The organism is Acinetobacter gyllenbergii, from assembly GCF_001682515.1.
In the GTDB taxonomy this organism is placed as follows: Bacteria; Pseudomonadota; Gammaproteobacteria; order Pseudomonadales; family Moraxellaceae; genus Acinetobacter; species Acinetobacter gyllenbergii.
Window position 1 is genome coordinate 1,048,702 of sequence record NZ_KV575261.1, and the last position, 17,265, is coordinate 1,065,966.

Genomic DNA, 17,265 nt, shown 5'->3' on the forward strand with positions numbered 1-17,265 from the left:
CTGGAAAATATTTTTTCAGATCTGCCACCAAAAACCATCTAAAGCAGATTGACTCCCAATCAAAATGTCCAAAATAGGCAGCAATGATTTCTCAGATAAAAAAAATCCCAGACTCTTGGGGAAGAGAATGGGACTACGATATTAACTATCGCTAATAATGCAATTTATATCACACCTTAAGTATCAAAATACATATTAAGTCACACAAACAATACATAACTGTCTACCCAGCACTTTAAATGCTCCAAGCAAAAACAGACTTTAGAATAGGGGCTGAATCGTTATTCTCATTTCAAAACACTCGTTTTTCGTTCCTGCATAGGACTTTCATAAGTGGTTTGAGCAATCGGTGACACTCGCCAAATCACATCCCCGACATCATCAGCCACCAACAGTGCACCTGAAAAATCTATGGCCACACCGACTGGGCGTCCATAGGCTTGGCCTTTATCACTTAAAAAGCCCGTCAATACATCTTGTGGTTCCCCAGCAGGTTGGCCACTTCTAAACGGTACAAAAATCACCTTATAGCCACTATGCGGTTTACGATTCCATGAACCATGCTGACCAATAAATGCGCCACCGCGATATTGTGGCATTAACTCAGTGGCATAGAATGCCAAGCCTAAAGATGCGGTATGATTTCCCAGCGCATAATCAGGTTTAAGCGCACGAGCGACCATATCTGGATTTTGTGGTTTTACTCGCGTGTCGAGATGCTGACCAAAATAACTATAGGGCCAACCATAAAATGCGCCATCTTTCACCGAGGTCATATAGTCAGGCACTAAATCACTGCCTAACTCATCACGCTCATTTACTACCGTCCAGAGCTGACCACCTTGAGGCTGCCAACCCATGCCATTCGGGTTTCTGAGTCCTGTCGCAAAAGGCCTTGCTTTGCCAGTGGCAATGTCAAACTCCACAATCTGTGCTCGACCAACTTCTTGATCCAAGCCATTTTCAGCCGCATTACTATTGGAGCCAACAGAGATATATAGTTTTGTCCCAGCTGGGTTTGCAATCACATTCTTGGTCCAATGATGATTGAGTTTTCCCGCGGGTAGATCCAAAACTTTCGTTCCCTGCGCCGTAATTTTTGTCGCGCCATCCTGATAAGGAAAGCGCATCAAGGCATCGGTATTGGCGACATAGAGCATATTGCCAACCAAAGCCATCCCAAAGGGCGAGTTTAAATTTTCCAGAAAAACCGTATTTTTATCGGCAATCCCATCACCATTGAGATCACGCAATAAACGTATTCGATTGGCACTAGGAAAAGATGCTCCAGCACGTTGCATCACCATTTTCGCAATTTTTCCACGAATCCCCTTCGTATCATCAGGCTTAGGTGGTGCATCGGTTTCAGCTACCAACACATCACCATTTGGTAATACATACAACCATCTTGGATGATCTAGCCCTTGGGCGTATGCCTGAACTTTTAAACCTTCTGCAGGCGTCGGCATTACCCCTTTAGGCCAACCCTTAGCTGGGGCAATATTGACGGTAGGGATTAAACTCGACTGCGGTTTCGGCAATACCGGTTGCTGGCCATAACTTGCTGAAATCGGATATTTAGATGCGGCGCTACAACCTGAAAGCACGAGAACAATACTGCTTCCCAATAGGGCGCATTTCAATTGAGGCAACATGATTAATCTCCTTTTTTATTGTTGTAATACAAGTAAGAGGATCTCGTCTATGTATGAACATGGTATTCGATATATGAGATAGATCAAACCCCAAAAGAATCTATCTCAGCTTTCATGATTTTTAAGTCTTTAAGGCACGTGCCTCAGCAATATTATGCTGCTCCACCAAAGTCCGAATGGTATATTCATGATTGGTTTTCTGATCACAGGCAAATTCACATTTCTGATCCAGTGGCAAAGCACTGCCACCAAGCAATGGACAGCCTGCAAACAGTTCCGCCACCCAGTCAACAAAGACTCTGACTTTGTGAGATAAATGGCGGCTCTGTAAATACACCACTGAAATCGGCATCGGTGCAGGCGTCCATTTTGGCAATACTTCTTTTAACGTTCCTGCCTCAAAATGATTGGTCAGCATGTAACGTGGACCTTGAATCAGACCAAAGCCTTGCAAGGCCAAATCGATATAAGCATCGCCATCATTAACAGACACTTGTCCATTGACACTGACACTTTGAATCAGGTCATCGACCACAAAATCCCAGTCAAAGTTGCGCCCTGTACGACTGGAAAAGAAATGAATGGCTTGATGATTTTTTTGTAAATCTTCAAGTGTCTTCGGTTCACCATATTTTTCTAAATAACATGCCGATGCTGCTGTTGCACATTGGAACGTACCAATACGGCGGGCAATCAAGCTCGAGTCCTGTAGCTCTCCCACCCGAATCGCACAATCCACCGCCTCACCGACCAAGTCTACAGGACGATCATTCATGCCTATAACCAGATCAATATCGGGATAGCGGTTATGAAACTCTCGCAATCTTGGAATTAAAATCAAACGACCAATCGAGACAGGCACATCAATCCTTAGACGCCCTCTTGGGCCTCGTTCCTCATCATGAAAGGACGCCTCAATATCTTCAACATCTGCCAGAATTCTCAGACTACGGTCATAATAGACTGCACCATCAGGGGTTAAACTGAGCTTACGCGTGGTTCGATTCAGTAAGCGAACTTGTAAATGTTTTTCTAAAGCCTGAATGGTGGTGGTCACCGAAGCACGCGGTAGTCCCAGACTATCGGCAGCCAAACTAAAGCTGTTGGTTTCAACCACTTTATTAAAGACTCTCATTGCATGAAATAGATCCACACGCCCACTCCTCATTGCTGCATTTTTCAGTTTCACACAACAATTATTATAAAAATACGAATAGTGTTATCAAATTTAGTATATTTATTCGTAATTGACAAACTTTTATGCTCCTTTCATTCCATAAACCTGTTTCTCCCATACAGACCAAAACAAAAAGTCTGAAAACAGGGATTCAAATAACCAGGAGCATCCCATGTCACTTTCTCGCAAACAGCTGACGCTGTCTGCCGTCATTCTTGCTATTTTTGCAACGGGTGGCAGTTTTATTCTCTTCCAAGAAAATGCAGATGCGAAAGCTACTCCAACCGCCAGTGCACCACCTGCTGCAACCGTTGATGTTGCCCGTGTTATCAGTCAGACCATCACCGACTGGCAAGAATATTCAGGGCGACTTGAAGCCATTGATCAAGTTGATGTTCGACCCCAAGTTTCCGGTAAACTGATTGCCGTTCACTTCAAAGATGGTAGCTTGGTCAACAAAGGGGATTTATTATTCACCATTGACCCACGTCCTTTTGAAGCAGAATTGAATCGGGCTAAAGCGCAACTGGCTTCTGCGGAAGCACAAGTCACTTACGCTTCAGCAAATTTGGGCCGTAACCAGCGCTTAATTCAAAGTAACGCGATTGCCCATCAAGAGCTTGATCAAGCGGAAAATGAAGCACGTTCAGCCAATGCCAACTTGCAAGCCGCTAAAGCCGCTGTCGAAACTGCCCGTTTAAATCTGGAATATACTCGTATTACTGCCCCTGTCAGTGGACGTATTTCCCGTGCCGAAGTCACGGTGGGTAATGTGGTTTCCGCAGGCAATGGCGCCCAAGTCCTCACCAGTTTGGTTTCGGTGTCACGTCTGTATGCGTCTTTCGATGTTGATGAACAAACTTATCTAAAATACATCAGCAATCAACGCAATTCAGCCCAAGTTCCTGTCTATTTAGGTCTCGCCAATGAGTCTGGTTTTAGCCGTGAAGGTTATATCAGTTCAATCGACAATAATTTAAATACCACCTCAGGCACCATCCGTGTCCGCGCCACCTTTGATAATCCCAAAGGTGTGATGCTTCCTGGGCTGTATGCCCGCATTCGGCTTGGTGGTGGGCAACCTCGTGCAGCGATTCTGATTAGCCCAACAGCGATTGGTGTCGATCAGGATAAACGTTTTGTGGTGGTGGTCGATGCCAAAAACCAAACCGCATATCGTGAAGTTAAATTGGGTGCGCAACAAGATGGCTTGCAAATCATCAATAGCGGCCTGCAAGTGGGTGACCGAATCGTGGTCAATGGTTTGCAACGTATTCGTCCGGGTGATCCTGTCAGTCCACATCTGGTCCCTATGCCGAATCCTCAAATCATCAGCGATAACACAGCACAACAACCTCAGCCTACAGATAAAACCTCAACTTCGGCAAAAGGTTAATCCGCATGAATATTTCTAAATTTTTTATTGATCGCCCGATCTTTGCTGGGGTGCTGTCCGTCCTGATTCTACTGGCTGGCTTACTCTCGCTGTTCCAACTGCCTATTTCTGAATATCCAGAAGTGGTGCCCCCCTCTGTGGTGGTACGTGCCCAATATCCGGGTGCCAACCCTAAAGTGATTGCTGAAACGGTTGCTTCTCCTTTGGAGGAATCCATCAACGGCGTAGAGAACATGCTGTATATGCAGTCTCAAGCCAACAGCGATGGCAACCTGACCATTACCGTCAATTTCAAGCTCGGGATTGATCCCGATAAAGCCCAGCAACTGGTCCAGAATCGGGTTTCTCAAGCCTTACCACGTTTGCCGGAAGATGTACAACGTCTCGGTGTGACTACGCTAAAAAGCTCACCAACCTTGACCATGGTAGTGCATCTGACCTCACCCGATAATCGCTATGACATGACCTACTTGCGTAACTATGCCGTACTCAATGTCAAAGACCGTCTGGCACGCCTGCAAGGTGTGGGTGAAGTGGGTCTGTTTGGTTCGGGTGATTACGCCATGCGCGTATGGTTAGATCCACAAAAGGTGGCACAACGCAATCTCACCGCCACTGAAATCGTCAATGCGATTCGTGAACAGAATATTCAGGTTGCCGCAGGAACCATTGGTGCAGCGCCGAACAATTCACCTTTACAGCTCTCGGTGAATGCACAAGGTCGTTTAAGTACCGAACAGGAATTTGCCGATATTGTTTTAAAAACGGCAGCCGATGGTGCGGTAACACGATTGGGTGATGTTGCCCGTGTTGAACTGGCCGCTTCACAATATGGCTTGCGTTCATTACTGGACAATAAACAGGCCGTGGCGATTCCAATTTTCCAAGCTCCGGGTGCCAATGCCTTACAGGTCTCTGACCAAGTACGTAGCACCATGGCTGAACTGTCTAAAGATTTTCCAGCCTCAATTAAATACGACATCGTTTATGACCCGACCCAATTCGTACGCTCAAGTATCAAAGCGGTGATTCATACCCTGCTTGAAGCGATTGCACTGGTGGTTGTGGTGGTGATCCTGTTCTTACAAACATGGCGTGCCTCGATTATTCCGTTACTGGCCGTGCCTGTTTCCATCATTGGTACTTTCGCCTTAATGCTGGCCTTTGGTTATTCCATCAATGCCCTGTCACTGTTCGGGATGGTGCTCGCCATCGGGATCGTGGTCGATGACGCCATCGTGGTGGTGGAGAATGTCGAGCGGAATATTGAAGCAGGACTCAGTCCACGAGATGCCACCTACCGTGCCATGCGTGAAGTCAGTGGACCAATTATTGCCATCGCATTGACACTGGTTGCCGTGTTCGTCCCGCTGGCCTTTATGACAGGGTTAACAGGGCAATTTTATAAACAATTTGCCATGACTATTGCCATCTCCACTGTGATTTCAGCCTTCAACTCCCTCACTCTGTCACCTGCTTTGGCCGCCATGTTGCTGAAAGGTCATGATGCCAAACCTGACTTCCTGACCCGTGTGATGAACCGTGTCTTCGGACGCTTCTTTGCCCTGTTTAACCGCGTATTCTCACGCGCATCGGATCAATATGGTCGTGGCGTCAGTCGGGTGATTTCGCATAAAGCTTCAGCGATGGGTGTTTATGCAGCTTTACTTGGTCTGACCATCGGGATTTCTTATATCGTTCCGGGTGGCTTTGTGCCCGCACAAGATAAGCAATACCTGATCAGCTTTGCCCAATTACCCAATGGTGCCTCACTGGATCGAACCGAAACCGTGATTCGTAAAATGAGCGATGCCGCGCTGAAACAACCGGGTGTAGAAAGTGCGGTGGCCTTCCCTGGCCTATCCATTAATGGTTTTACCAACAGTTCCAGTGCTGGGATTGTGTTTGTGACCTTAAAACCATTTGCGGAACGTAAAGCGGCTGATCTTTCTGCCAATGCCATTGCAGGTGCTTTGAATCAGAAATACGCTGCGATTCAGGATGCTTATATTGCAGTATTTCCGCCACCACCGGTGATGGGTCTCGGCACCATGGGTGGCTTTAAACTTCAGCTCGAAGATCGCGGTGCTTTAGGCTATGCCGAATTGAATAACGCAGCGCAATCCTTTATGAAAGCAGCACAATCTGCACCTGAATTGGGGCCAATGTTCTCCAGTTATCAAATCAATGTGCCACAACTAAATGTTGATCTGGATAGGGTCAAAGCCAAACAACAAGGCGTTGCTGTGACCGACGTATTTAATACCATGCAGATTTATCTGGGTTCACAATATGTGAATGACTTTAACCGCTTTGGCCGTGTCTATCAGGTACGAGCTCAAGCCGATGCGCCGTTCCGTGCCAATCCTGAAGATATTTTACAGCTTAAAACCCGTAACAATGCAGGGCAAATGGTGCCGCTGTCTTCTCTGGTCAATGTGACTCAAACCTATGGCCCAGAAATGGTGGTGCGCTATAACGGTTATACCGCAGCGGATATTAACGGGGGTCCTGCTCCGGGTTATTCATCCAGTCAAGCCGAAGCTGCGGTTGAGCGGATTGCCGCTGAAACCTTGCCACGTGGGGTGAAATTTGAATGGACCGATCTGACCTATCAAAAAATCTTGGCAGGTAATGCCGGATTGTGGGTGTTCCCGATCAGTGTATTGCTAGTGTTCTTGGTTTTGGCAGCGCAATATGAAAGTCTGACCTTGCCATTGGCTGTGATCCTAATTGTCCCAATGGGTATCTTGGCAGCACTGACTGGGGTTTGGCTCACAGGCGGCGATAACAACATCTTTACCCAAATCGGCTTGATGGTACTGGTCGGGCTGGCCTGTAAGAATGCCATCTTGATCGTGGAATTTGCCCGAGAACTGGAAATGCAAGGCGCGACCGCATTCAATGCTGCGGTTGAAGCCAGCCGTTTACGTTTGCGTCCGATCCTGATGACTTCAATCGCCTTCATTATGGGTGTGGTTCCACTGGTCACATCAACAGGTGCAGGTGCTGAAATGCGCCATGCCATGGGCGTTGCGGTGTTCTTTGGTATGATCGGCGTGACCTTCTTTGGTTTGTTCCTAACCCCTGCCTTCTATGTATTGATTCGTACCCTGAACAGCAAACATAAACTGCATTCTGCTGCGGTGCATGAAGCACCTCTGCACAGTTCACACGATCACTAAGGAGCAGAATATGACAGGATTAAAACCCCACTGGATACTCTCCTCACTGATGGGAAGCCTGCTGCTTGCAGGCTGCTCATTGGCACCAGAATATCAACCTGCCAAGCTAGTTATTCCACTGCAATTTAAGGAAGCGGATGCCCAATTGAATGATCCCAACTGGAGCGTCGCACAACCTGCCGATGCACAGTCTCGCGGTGAATGGTGGCGGATTTTTAATGACCCGCAATTGAATGACCTGGAGCAACAGGCCATTGCGGGTAACCAGAACCTAAAAGCGGCAGCGGCCAATATTCAGGCCTCACGTGCTTTAAGGTCTGCTGCACAAGCTGAGCGTTTACCCAGCATTGGTGCAGGTTTTGGGCCCACCCGTCAGAAGCCCTCACCTGCATCTTTAGGACTTGATTCGGATGCATCCACATCTGCACGTACCTTATGGCGGGCGCAAGCCAATGTCTCCTATGAACTGGATCTATTTGGACGGGTTGCCAGCAGTATCAATGCAGCGACCGCAGATGTACAGCAACAGGAAGCCTTGTATCATTCTGCACTGTTAGCCTTGCAAGCAGATGTGGCACAGGCTTACTTTCTGATTCGTCAATTCGATGCTGAACAAGCCATCTATGCACAAAATATCAAGTTACTGACAAAGAATCAAAATTTGATTCAAGCACGTTATCGCAATGGATTGGTCAGTGATCTGGATGTTTCTCGTGCGCAAACGGAACTCTCAACCGCGCAAAGCACTGCACTCAGCATTACACGGAATCGCGCCAGTACCGAACATGCATTGGCAGTATTACTCGGCAAACCACCTGCTGAATTTAGCTTAGCGATTCAACCCTTGTCCGCTACTGCGCTTCGCCTGCCTGCGGGTTTGCCTTCGAGCTTGCTTGAACGCCGTCCCGATATTGCTGCTGCTGAACGGGCTATGGCCGCCGATAATGCGCGGATTGGTATTGCCCGTGCTGCCTTTTTTCCCAAACTTGATCTCACAGGTGCACTGGGTTATGAATCAGCAAGTTTAGGAAATTTGGGAAAATGGTCGAGTCGAACTTTTTTACTCGGCCCTGTTGCGGGCACAATTTTGTCTTTACCGTTATTTGATGGTGGGCAACGTAAGGCGGGCGTTGCTCAGGCACGTGCAGGCTATGAGCAGAGTGTCGCCAATTATCGGCAGACCGTGCTGAATGCTTTTCGTGAAGTGGAAAATGGTTTGTCTGATCAGCGTATTCTGGATCAGCAAATACAGGCACAGGGTCAAGCACTTGCGTCATCCCGACATGCCAATCAGCTTTCACATTTGCGTTATCGTGAAGGCAGCATTAGTTATCTGGATGTGATTGATTCGGATCGGAGTATCTTGCAACAAGAGCAACTCACTGCACAGCTTCATGGCAGTCGAATGATTGCCAGTGTAGATCTTATTCGGGCTTTAGGTGGTGGATGGTATACAGGGCAAGTGGAGTTGGTACGGCAATAAGGCTTAAATTGGGAAAATATACAAGGATGTAGATTTTCTCTGTAAAATAACATGCTCTTCCCATACTTTATCGTCAGCTTTGCGAACAATTATAAATGTATGTGTTGGGTAATTTTTTCAATACACCAAGAAAATCAAAACTCTAAATTCATATAAAATTTCAAACTCTATTTTTTAAATAGGTCAACTAAAAATCAAATTATCACATAGATAGACAATATCTCCTCATGATAATTCTCAACCACCCACTGATTATCTCTTTGTATTATCCAAAAATCCCAATCCTCATCAAAAATATTACTTATATTTTCAATAACAAATTCTATATCACACACAATAGAATATTTATTAAAATTCGACCAAAACACCTGAACAATTTCATCAGATTTTTTTGTGGTTAAAAAATCAGATATAATATTAATAATAGTTTCTCTATCATCTTCAACTTTTAAAAACAATTTATTTGTTTCACTGTTAATAACACCATAGCTTTCCACCATCAACCCTAAACTAATAATTCTTTATTCCAAATCAATAGCACTCAATTCAACTTTATTTAATAAAAATTTATCAATAAATGAAGGAATAATCACTACGCGTTCCTCTTCAAAAGAGTTATAAATTTTTTTCATTACTATGAAGTTTTACAACATGCGATTTATCACAACTTCCTTACATGACATCAAAACAAGAATGATTTTCAGGATCTTTTTCGCATAAAATTCGTATCAGCAACTTAATCAAATCATTAGAAACCAAAATTTCAATATAAATATAATAATATCAAAAAAACCAATTCAAATTTACTTCTAAGCTTTAACTAAAAATTACACATCATGAAAATAAAAATTAAAAAAATCTTAGAAATAACATTTATAAAAAACCAACCACAAAATAGTTTTTCATATGGCGGGCTTACTCTTAGATAGTTCACTCTTATATATTAATCACCTCATAAAGACAGTTTCTTTAAGTTCTACATTATAAATTTCGTAATAAAACTGTACACCCCGTCCGTTTTGATACATTCCTTGATTAGGAATTTCAAATGGTATTCCATCAATAAAATTTTCAACGTTTGGAATAAAACCTATTGATGCATATTTTTGATTATTTGAAATTTGCAACCACACTACATATTTCTTCAGATCCCATTCCCCTTTGGAAATTTCCTCAAATTTTCGCTTAGCATCCTCAATAACTAAAAGATAAGATCCCGTGATTTCGTGATACTCATTTCTATTAAAAAGTTCTCGCCATTCTTTATTACTCATAACTCATAATCGCCTTTTGGACTGTTAACTTTAAATTTTCCGCTTGGTGTTCCTAAATATGAATATGGCAACGATTCTTTAATCTTGCGACCATAGTTATTCTCTGATCAGCTAAAGAAAAGTTATCATTATTTATGTTGTATTTTCCTTTTCAGCTTTGCCACTTCGAGCATATGAGTCATATAACGCAAGGTCTTACACTCAAGCGTTGCTTTGCAGAAATGAGCCACCACGCCTTATACTCCGCCTTCCAAATGACAGCACCAGAATGATCACTCATTTCTTGTGGTTAAGCAAGGATACTAGTAATAAAAATATCAACATTCTAACTTTTTTATTATTTTATCAATTAATTTTATAAATAACGTTTTTTTAATTTTTTAGTCAAGCTATGTGTAAAAATTTCATTACCAACATAGCTTAATCTAATATTTACAAAGAAAAATGATATTAGTCTATTTTTTTATTAAATGATTCTATCAAGCAAATTTTTCTCTCCATTTCATTAGCTTCATTTTCATTAAACTTCTTTTCAAAAAGAAAATAACTAATAGCACCTTCAAAAAATGACTTCAAGAACTCAGAACAAATAAATTTTTTACGCAAATAAACAGTATCTTTTGACGATATTTCAAGATCAACCATATCATCTTTAATTTTAATCAAAGTAAAATTTATGGCTTGTGAAGGAAAACCAACATCATAAATTCCTTTTTCAAAAAAATCTTCAAATCCATCAGCAACAAACCCCCAAAACCAATTAATATCATCTACAACATTAGATCCAAAAATCTCATGCCCATAAAAAATAATTTTAATTTTACCTTCAACATAGTCCCAATCAACACCCGAGACTTGTTGATATGATGTAATTTCATTTATATCAATATAACTTTCATTAATTTTGATCAGTGATTTAAATTCAATCATAAAGCCTCTTAACAAAACCACCAAATTCCTTCATGATTTAATCTAACTCTTAAAATTTACTAAAATCAGAATTTAAAACAAAATTACTAATACATATAAGTATTATCGGTTCTATAGTTCTCTATCTCTTTATACTTATTTTGGTTTTCATCATTTAACCCACCAACATAACTCCCTAACAACTCAATACAAAAAACTCTTAACATATTTCTTAAATGTTTATTATCTAATGAGTAAAATTCCTCATATATTTCATAAAAAACAAAATCCAGATTATCTCTATTAACCAAATAAACACCATTCCAAGCAAGTGGATATGCCGCATAAGAAAAATATAACTTAGTTATTAAGTACAATACTGCTGATATAAAGTCTTTAATGTATATTCCATTAACCAAATTAAAACTATCGTGTGTTAAACAGCCAGACAAATAATCAGTTATCACAACTTCGTAATCATCACTAATCTCTTCAGAAGAGTTATAGTGATTTTCAATATATTTTAACTCAGCAGTATCTATATCTTTTTTTTCAAAACCTGCAACTAACTTAGGGTGAACCCAAACTTCAAAGAACTCATCACTCAACCATTCCTTTAACGTTGATATTTCAATTTTTTCATTTAAAAACCTCATGTAGACTTCCCATTTGATGGAACTTTCGTTGATGAAAATTTACAAATACACTATTATTACTAATTTTTCAATCTAGTGTTTTATACAATTCTATCGAACTTGAAGACACCATTTATAATATTGGCACAAAGTTCTATTCCCCGTATATATTGTATTTACAAATGCATTTCCATTCCAACCATAGAAAGTTTCATGTTCATTCCCTACATAGTGGTTTATGCATATATTTTAAAAAATAGAAACTACTATACTAAGAAGTCTTATTTCTTATAAAATTCTCTATATTAACAAATAAATCGTTATTTCCATCAGCAACATAGTCATCTAACTTATGATAAACATCCAGAAAGATAAGATTTAAAAAAAATGCTACATCTAAAATATTATTCAATGTATAAGTCTTCATAACAACCAATCTATTTTTTTTTGAGACTTCATACAAACCTAAACCTAGTTCATATTCAAAACTTTTGTAAGTCTCACCATCAACTTCAGGGTAAATCGAAATATCAACAACAAAACTATAAGCTAAGTTATTTATTTTTCTATCAAATTTTGCATAAAAAATTTTTTTGTACAAATAAATTTCTGACATTTGAAATTTATCATCTTCATTCAAATTATTTAACCAATCAAGATTAATATTATAAAGATAATTTTTAACAACCAACCAATTAGATAAAATTTTCAAAGGTACTAATTGCTGGCTATTTAAAAAAAACTCTAAGTTATTTGCGTTCATTTCACTACCTTTTTCATATAACTATCATAACGTTGCTTCGAAATGGGATGCCCATGAAATTCATTCGTTGATGAGACTTCTATTCTCATATATTGGGTGGTTTTCCCTTCATTAAAACCAATGTTTCTTCCTGCATCATAAATATAATAATGTGAACCTTTATTATCACCTAAATCAACTCTATATCCTTTATTTAAACCCTCTTTTTCAAGCCTATTTCTATATGCCGTAACTTGGGCTATATTTGCCTGACACTTACTCATATCCCAATATTGTGCCTCTTTTTTCGAAATATCTTGAGCCTGTGTTTTGCACTTTGCCATTGTATGCTTAATATAAGGTGCTGATCTAGAAGTCTGTCTTCTCGCTCGATCTTCTTTAGTTTCTTGAACTGACTTAAAACTTAAACCAGTAGGGTCTATCCAAGTAATTGGACTTAAACCATATTGATAGTAATTACTTCCGCCCAACAGCCCAATCGGATCTTTACTTACAAATCTTCCCACATAAGGCGAGTAATAACGATAACGGTTGTAATGTAAACCTGTTTCTTCATCCTTGCGCCTCCGACAGAGCAATGTTCTGTCTTTGCTCATGCACCTTGAAAGCGAATATTATTGGTGACGATTTCTGAATTTTCAAAAAGTTAGGTGCTGACTTTGCTAATACGAGCTCGCCCCATACCTTATATTCAGCTTTCCAGACTAGTTGACCTTGGGTGTCGCTCATCTCCTGAGGCGTCCCCAAATGATCACAATGATAAAAACAAATATCATTTAAAGATTTTGCTGGGGCGGTCTTACGCCATAAAGGATCTTTGGCAATATGATAAGGCTGATCTGTCCAATCGGGTGTTTGTACAAGCTCAATCGGTTCACGATAGATTGCCTGCAATAGAGGGACAAAACTATCCTTCTCATACACATAATGCTTGGTGATCTGTTCATTGGATTCGAATGCCAAAGTATTGCCATCCCAGCCATAAATCACATTCTGCTCTTCACCTGTATGATGGTGTTTACTGCGCTTTTGAATACGTCGTCCTAAAGCATCATAACGATACTCCGCAGTGTATACTGTATTACGACTCTTGATTAACCGCCCACAAGCATCCCACTCAAGGACAAGTCACCTTTAGATAACTTTTGGCGCACCAATTGACCATAAGCATCGTACTGAACAAATTTACACTCTATTCACAGATAAAATTTAATATTCAAGTACTAAAGATATATCTCCCTGCTTGGGATCATAAGTGAATTCAACTTTATTCCATTTCGTTTTATCTTGCTTCAAAGCAACTCTCGCAGGATGAATAACAATAAAATCTTCATCATTAAATTTATACTTCTTCTTAAATCTTTTTAAAATTTTTGAGTGAAGTAAATTAGCATCAAAGGACTCAGACGTATTAAATAAAATATAAATAGTTCTTTCTTTTTCACTAAGTATTTTCACACATACATTACCACTTAAATAGATAAGACTATCTAAATCATCTTTATTTACTAAATTAGACCTAATCATTCCTCGGTCATTTCCAACATCAAAATCAAGAAAAAAATTACCAACCCTTAAAACCCTTTGCTCAAATAAAACATCTAAATTCAATTCATTACCTCTCACACCGAATAATTCTCCCAGTAGAAACTAAGTTCATTTTATCTGAGTTTTCGATAAAGTATTGCGTTCCGCCTCCTGCACCTAAATGAGGATTAGCAGCTGTTCTACCTTTAGCCACACACGTATCTTTAGTAACAGTAAAGCGTCAGGCTTATGAATTTAGTCTATCAGATGGGCCATATAAATTCATTTACCTCACTTTCCTCTAAGAGCATAAAACTAAAATCACCAGAATCTCTCCATTTTGCAGTAGTAACATCTTCAACTCTTATACCTTTGTAATTAATTCTATCAATTTCACTTTTAACAGTTTCATTTATAAAAAAAGTATCTTGTGCTGAGTCAATTTTATTTATCTTAAATATATTTACACTTACTTCTTCCAACAAATGAGGTTCTTCCAAAACCAAGAAATCTCCATCCAACCTATGCACAGATTTATTTAAATCAAAAACATCACTATAATTTAAAAATTCGTTAAACCTAAAAATATAATAATAATTATTATCAATTTTATCCAACTGACTGGAAACCAGTTCAACTTTAAAGAAATCAACATTAATATAATTTTGCAAAATTTCTTTAAAAAAACTATCTACAACATAAATATCAGCATTAATATTTCTAAAAGAAATTTTAGTATTTTTATTTTTTAACACTAAAACACCATGTCTTGGTAGTTCACAGTTTTTGCTAGTTTTATAGCTATACCATGGAAGAGAACCATACTCAAATTCAGAATCAATCTGCTCTTTATGATTATATAGAACAGCTTCCTCAGAAAGTGAAATTGGACAGATGTCACTCTGTGTAGCACTTAAAACATAATAATTCATATTATTAAACCTAACTTAATCTAATTGGTTTAGACCCTGGTACTGATAAAGCAAGTCTCATACTTGTTTGTAATTTCTCAACTTTATCCCTAGCTTGTGAAGCAGTTATTTTTTTATCTCCAAACTCTCTTTCAATCTGTGTTAGCTTTTGATTAATTGCTGCTGAATATAGTGGATGCGATCCGCAATGATATAATTTACGTTTCATCTGTTTCGCTTTAGCTTCACTATCTGGCATTAATACCCCATTTTCAGCTTTATCTCTATTCCCACCAATACCAATATCATCTAGGAAGTCCTTAGGTTTAGCCCAAATTTCCTCAGGAATAATATGAAGTGCCTGTAATTGGATTTTTAACAAACATATACGTATTATTTCCCCCTAACAGCCCAATCGGCCTTTACTTATCATAAAACGAGTAATAACCATTGTAATGCAACAAGCCTGTTTTTTGATCATTGCGCTTCCGACAGAGCAATGCTCTATCTTTGCTCATGCGCCTTGAAAACGAATGTTATTACTGATGATTTCTGAGTTTTCAAAGAAATTTGATTTAACCTTCTCAGTTTTACACTTCCCCCAAGCTTTATATTCAGCTTTCCAAATGATCGTACCAGACTGATCACTCATTTCTTGTGGTGTGCCTAAATGATCACAATGGTAGAACCAGATATCATCAAAGTCTCGGCTTTTTTTGTGGCTTTCCACAATAAATTATCCCAATATAAAGAAGCTCAATGACTTATCACTGAGCGTTATACAATTTAAAACATATTGGTTAGATCTTATAATTTATTCATTTGAAAATACTACTAAACGGCCTTCTGGATAATGACCATCCCAGCCACATGGCCAGCCTCCTGCTAAGTAGACTGCAAGTACTTCATTAAAAAAATTATTATCCAGTTTTGTATAGTCATTAAAAATAATCTTTGTAAAATCATCATAAATGCTATCAATTAAGTATGGGAGAGCTTCATTTAACTTCGGATCATGAATAACTCTTTCATTCAATTTTTTTCCTACGAAGTTAAAAATTTTAGTTGTTAAACCATCAATATCATTATTTTTCTCCATATACAACTCATCCATATTTACAATTTCATCTGATCTAACCACATCCCACTCTTGAAGCTCTACTTGCCCATAGCTTTCTATTCGAAAATTAAAAATGTTATCCGCTAATATCGGATCATTAATCTTGAGGTATTCGAAGTTTAATTTTGATTCATTTAATGGATTTTCCAAAAAACCACCATTTTCTAAAAAATTTAGAATTAATGAATTAACATTTTCTTCTAATTGCTTACACATTTTAAGCTCCTCTTGCTGCATTTTTAATTGCACTATTAATAGAGCTATTGCTTTTTCACGACAACAATTGCTTCCATCCACTCTTTAGAATGTGGAGTTAATCATTTCAGCTCAAATGCTTTATTGGGCATCTGCTTTATACTCCCAATAAAACACTTATTCAAACCTAATACATCTATCCATTGTGTAGAACTTGGAGCATATTGAAGGAATCAATGCCACCATCTAGCCCAATAGAATCACGACTAACGAATCATCCCATATACGGCTAATAATAACGATAGAAATTGTGATGTAATCCTATTTCTTAGTCGAAACATTGACCTTGAATTAGAACTAGCAATAAAAAAAACCAGTATTTTAACTGGTTTTTTTATTTATATAAAATCAATTTTTATTGTAATATGCGATCACTTCCTCTTCAAGAGGTGATACTTTAAATTTTACAGACATAAAACATTGAACTAAAATATTCAAATTAATCAGCAACCCTTCCCCAAATTGCAAAACCTTGCCACCCACCTGTAATAATTTTTTTCGTATCAAAACCATATAACAAATAATCCTCATTATCTAAAAAATTTGATTTTTTTATAATTAAATCTAAAAAAACAACATCAAATAAAATAGCGTTTTTCTTATTATAAAATAAAAAAACAATTTATTATCATCAGAAAACCACTTTAAATCATCTAATGCTTTTTCAAAATCAGTGTAATTCCTATATTTTTCACTTAAAATTAAATCATTATCAAAATAAATTACTTTATTTTCATTTTTAGAAATATAATTATCCCAAATTGACTCGCTAGGTATAACATCAAAAAATTGAATAGAATTCAAAATATGTTTACCAACATTTGATGATTTTAGATCCTGATATATTATATACAATCTTTCTTTAGATAGGTTATACAATTCTTCTTTATTCATTTTATTCACCTTTCCTTAACGGAGGTACTGCACCTTTACTATCAAAGAAAATATATCCCTTACCACAATTATTTGAACTTT

14 protein-coding genes and 2 pseudogenes are annotated in these 17,265 nt (G+C 38.9%); 3 read left to right on the top strand and 13 right to left on the bottom strand.

Features of this window, described 5'->3' with window-relative positions:
• Positions 1-287: 287 nt before the first annotated feature.
• Entirely contained in the window at positions 288-1,655 is a 1,368-nt protein-coding gene (locus NG55_RS05195) for a PQQ-dependent sugar dehydrogenase (RefSeq protein WP_065342559.1), read from the bottom strand.
• 121 nt (positions 1,656-1,776) lie between these two features.
• Positions 1,777-2,808: a LysR family transcriptional regulator gene (locus NG55_RS05200; RefSeq protein ID WP_016541851.1), complete on the bottom strand. Its 1,032-nt coding sequence runs from the start codon at positions 2,806-2,808 to the stop codon at positions 1,777-1,779.
• Between the two features lie 196 nt (positions 2,809-3,004).
• On the opposite strand from NG55_RS05200, the gene NG55_RS05205 reads away from it, so the two are divergent.
• The 3 genes from NG55_RS05205 to NG55_RS05215 are packed head-to-tail and all read left to right on the top strand — an operon-like array spanning position 3,005 to position 8,896.
• On the top strand, positions 3,005-4,228 hold the full coding sequence (locus tag NG55_RS05205) for an efflux RND transporter periplasmic adaptor subunit (RefSeq protein ID WP_065342560.1): 1,224 nt from the start codon (positions 3,005-3,007) through the stop codon (positions 4,226-4,228).
• A 5-nt stretch (positions 4,229-4,233) separates the two neighbouring features.
• On the top strand, positions 4,234-7,413 hold the full coding sequence (adeG, locus tag NG55_RS05210) for a multidrug efflux RND transporter permease subunit AdeG (RefSeq protein ID WP_065342561.1): 3,180 nt from the start codon (positions 4,234-4,236) through the stop codon (positions 7,411-7,413).
• Positions 7,414-7,423: 10 nt separating this feature from the next.
• Positions 7,424-8,896: an efflux transporter outer membrane subunit gene (locus NG55_RS05215; RefSeq protein WP_065342562.1), complete on the top strand. Its 1,473-nt coding sequence runs from the start codon at positions 7,424-7,426 to the stop codon at positions 8,894-8,896.
• A gap of 194 nt (positions 8,897-9,090) precedes the next feature.
• Here NG55_RS05215 and NG55_RS05220 read toward each other — a convergent pair whose 3' ends face one another.
• The 11 genes and pseudogenes from NG55_RS05220 to NG55_RS05275 form a co-directional block, all read right to left on the bottom strand.
• The gene (locus tag NG55_RS05220; RefSeq protein ID WP_228704151.1) at positions 9,091-9,396 is read right to left on the bottom strand and encodes a hypothetical protein; all 306 of its coding nucleotides are present in this window, start codon (positions 9,394-9,396) and stop codon (positions 9,091-9,093) included.
• A 447-nt stretch (positions 9,397-9,843) separates the two neighbouring features.
• The gene (locus NG55_RS05225; RefSeq protein ID WP_016660699.1) at positions 9,844-10,170 is read right to left on the bottom strand and encodes a hypothetical protein; all 327 of its coding nucleotides are present in this window, start codon (positions 10,168-10,170) and stop codon (positions 9,844-9,846) included.
• A 450-nt stretch (positions 10,171-10,620) separates the two neighbouring features.
• On the bottom strand, positions 10,621-11,100 hold the full coding sequence (locus NG55_RS05230; protein WP_228704152.1) for a hypothetical protein: 480 nt from the start codon (positions 11,098-11,100) through the stop codon (positions 10,621-10,623).
• Between the two features lie 86 nt (positions 11,101-11,186).
• Positions 11,187-11,735, bottom strand: coding sequence for a hypothetical protein (locus tag NG55_RS05235; RefSeq protein WP_065342564.1), 549 nt, complete (start codon positions 11,733-11,735; stop codon positions 11,187-11,189).
• Positions 11,736-11,985: 250 nt separating this feature from the next.
• On the bottom strand, positions 11,986-12,477 hold the full coding sequence (locus NG55_RS05240) for a hypothetical protein (RefSeq protein WP_065342565.1): 492 nt from the start codon (positions 12,475-12,477) through the stop codon (positions 11,986-11,988).
• Positions 12,474-13,655 (bottom strand): annotated as a pseudogene (locus tag NG55_RS20815) (RHS repeat domain-containing protein); the annotation flags it as partial. The gene NG55_RS05240 and the pseudogene NG55_RS20815, both read right to left, overlap by 4 nt.
• Before the next feature lie 31 nt (positions 13,656-13,686).
• Positions 13,687-14,103 (bottom strand): hypothetical protein, encoded by a 417-nt coding sequence (locus NG55_RS05250; RefSeq protein WP_065342566.1) that lies wholly within the window; start codon positions 14,101-14,103, stop codon positions 13,687-13,689.
• A 164-nt stretch (positions 14,104-14,267) separates the two neighbouring features.
• Positions 14,268-14,936: a hypothetical protein gene (locus tag NG55_RS05255; RefSeq protein WP_065342567.1), complete on the bottom strand. Its 669-nt coding sequence runs from the start codon at positions 14,934-14,936 to the stop codon at positions 14,268-14,270.
• Positions 14,937-14,946: 10 nt separating this feature from the next.
• Positions 14,947-15,642: pseudogene (locus NG55_RS21385) on the bottom strand (RHS repeat domain-containing protein); the annotation flags it as partial.
• Positions 15,643-15,729: 87 nt separating this feature from the next.
• The gene (locus NG55_RS21220) at positions 15,730-16,251 is read right to left on the bottom strand and encodes a hypothetical protein (RefSeq protein WP_228704153.1); all 522 of its coding nucleotides are present in this window, start codon (positions 16,249-16,251) and stop codon (positions 15,730-15,732) included.
• A gap of 603 nt (positions 16,252-16,854) precedes the next feature.
• The gene (locus NG55_RS05275) at positions 16,855-17,184 is read right to left on the bottom strand and encodes a hypothetical protein (RefSeq protein WP_081408956.1); all 330 of its coding nucleotides are present in this window, start codon (positions 17,182-17,184) and stop codon (positions 16,855-16,857) included.
• Positions 17,185-17,265: the final 81 nt, after the last annotated feature.

Excerpts from the sequence above, each read along its gene's own strand:
- NG55_RS05195 (WP_065342559.1), bottom strand. The coding sequence starts at position 1,655 with ATGTTGCCTCAATTGAAATGCGCCCTATTGGGAAGCAGTATTGTTCTC.
- NG55_RS05205 (WP_065342560.1), top strand. The coding sequence starts at position 3,005 with ATGTCACTTTCTCGCAAACAGCTGACGCTGTCTGCCGTCATTCTTGCT.
- adeG (WP_065342561.1), top strand. The coding sequence starts at position 4,234 with ATGAATATTTCTAAATTTTTTATTGATCGCCCGATCTTTGCTGGGGTG.
- NG55_RS05215 (WP_065342562.1), top strand. The coding sequence starts at position 7,424 with ATGACAGGATTAAAACCCCACTGGATACTCTCCTCACTGATGGGAAGC.
- NG55_RS05220 (WP_228704151.1), bottom strand. The coding sequence starts at position 9,396 with ATGGTGGAAAGCTATGGTGTTATTAACAGTGAAACAAATAAATTGTTT.
- NG55_RS05225 (WP_016660699.1), bottom strand. The coding sequence starts at position 10,170 with ATGAGTAATAAAGAATGGCGAGAACTTTTTAATAGAAATGAGTATCAC.
- NG55_RS05230 (WP_228704152.1), bottom strand. The coding sequence starts at position 11,100 with ATGATTGAATTTAAATCACTGATCAAAATTAATGAAAGTTATATTGAT.
- NG55_RS05235 (WP_065342564.1), bottom strand. The coding sequence starts at position 11,735 with ATGAGGTTTTTAAATGAAAAAATTGAAATATCAACGTTAAAGGAATGG.
- NG55_RS05240 (WP_065342565.1), bottom strand. The coding sequence starts at position 12,477 with ATGAACGCAAATAACTTAGAGTTTTTTTTAAATAGCCAGCAATTAGTA.
- NG55_RS05255 (WP_065342567.1), bottom strand. The coding sequence starts at position 14,936 with ATGAATTATTATGTTTTAAGTGCTACACAGAGTGACATCTGTCCAATT.
- NG55_RS21220 (WP_228704153.1), bottom strand. The coding sequence starts at position 16,251 with ATGTGTAAGCAATTAGAAGAAAATGTTAATTCATTAATTCTAAATTTT.
- NG55_RS05275 (WP_081408956.1), bottom strand. The coding sequence starts at position 17,184 with ATGAATAAAGAAGAATTGTATAACCTATCTAAAGAAAGATTGTATATA.